The 1,861-nt window shown below is 69.2% G+C and carries 1 protein-coding gene; it reads right to left on the reverse strand.

The window, feature by feature from the left end; translation table 11 throughout:
- On the reverse strand, positions 1-1,861 hold a 1,861-nt coding region (locus BZL64_RS28810; protein ID WP_425276079.1), incomplete at both ends, for a condensation domain-containing protein.

Genomic DNA, 1,861 nt, shown 5'->3' on the forward strand with positions numbered 1-1,861 from the left:
CCGGGCCACCGTGCCGGGGTCGAACAGATCCGCAGCCCCGGTCACCACCCCCCCGATACCGGCCGGCACGCCGTCCGTACCGAACCGCTCGCCCAGCAGCACCGCCACATCGAACTTCACCCCGGACCGGCTCAACGGCAGCCCACTGGCCCGCAACCCGGTCTCCACCCCGCCGGATCCCCCCACACCCGCCGCCGACACCGTGTCCTGCATCGTCAAGATGACCTGGAACAACGGGTGCCGCGCCGCGGACCGGGCCGGTGCCAGCTCCTCCACCAGCCGCTCGAACGGCACATCCTGATGCGCATACGCCTGCAGACCGCTCTCGCGCACCTGCTCCAGCAGCGCACCGAACGACGGATCACCCGACAGATCACTCCGGATGACCAGCGTGTTCACGAAACACCCGACCAGATCATCCAGCGCCTCGTCCGTCCGCCCGGCGATCGCCGACCCGATCGGAATATCCGTCCCCGCACCCAGCCGGTGCAACGTCACCGCCAACGCCGCCTGCAACACCATGAACACCGTCACACCACGCTCACGCGCCACCTCACGCAACCGCGCATGCACCCCAGCCGACACCTCCACCCGCACCGCATGCCCCTCATGCGACGCCACCACCGGACGAACCCGGTCATACGGCAACCCCAACTCCTGCGGCACCCCCGCCAACACACCACGCCAATACGCCACCTGCCGCGACAGCACACTCTCCGGGTCGCTCTCATCGCCCAGCAACTCCCGCTGCCACAACGCGTAATCCGCGTACTGCACCGGCAACGCATCCCACACCGGCGCCTGGCCCCCACGCCGCGCCGCATAGGCGGACTGCAGGTCACGCTCGAGCGGTGCAGAGGACCAACCGTCACTGGCGATGTGATGCACCACCACTACAAGCACATGCTCATCGGGACCCACCCCGAACAACCACGCCCGCAGCGGGATCTCAGCGCTCAGATCGAAGGCATACCGCGCCGCCTCCGCCACCGCGTCACCGAGACCGCCCTCCCCGACCTCGGTGACGGCCAGCTCGAAGCCGCACTCCTGCACCGGCAGGATCTGCTGATACGGCTCCCCGTCCGCCACCGCGAACACGGTCCGCAGCACCTCATGCCGCCCCAGCACATCCACCAACGCCGACTCCAACGCCCGCCGGTCCAGCCCACCCGACAACCGCAGACCCACCGGCTGGTTGTAGGTCGCGCTCGGGCCCTCCAACTGCCCGATGAACCACAGCCGGCGCTGCGCATACGACAACGGCACCCGCTCCGGACGTGCCTTCGCGACGAGCGCCGGGCGTGCCGCATCAGCCTGACCCAACCGGCCAGCCAACCCCGCCGGCGTCGGCACCTCGAACAGGGTCCGCAGCCCGACCTCCACACCCAGAACCGCACGCACCCGACTCACCAGACGCGTCGCCAGGAGGGAGTGGCCACCCAACGCGAAGAAGTCGTCATCCACACCGACCCGGTCCACGCCCAGGACCTGCGCGAAGGCCTGGCACAGGATCTCCTCCTGCACCGTGGCCGGACCCCGACCGCCGCCTGCCTTGAAAATGGGAGCGGGCAGCGCCTTGCGGTCGAGCTTGCCGTTCACCGTCAACGGCAGCTCATCCAGCACCACGAACACGGACGGCACCATGTACTCCGGCAACCGGCCGGCCGCGAAATCACGCAGCTCAGACTCCGTCGCGTTGCCCACCACATAGGCGATGAGGCGTTTGTCGCCCGGGGTGTCCTCCCGTACGACCACCACCACCTGGGCCAGCTGCGGATGCGCTGCCAGTGCCGCCTGGACCTCGCCCGGCTCGATCCGGAACCCACGGATCTTCACCTGGTCATCCGCACGCCCCGCGAAC

This window comes from Streptomyces bobili, assembly GCF_002154575.1.
GTDB classification, from domain to species: domain Bacteria; phylum Actinomycetota; class Actinomycetes; order Streptomycetales; family Streptomycetaceae; genus Streptomyces; species Streptomyces bobili.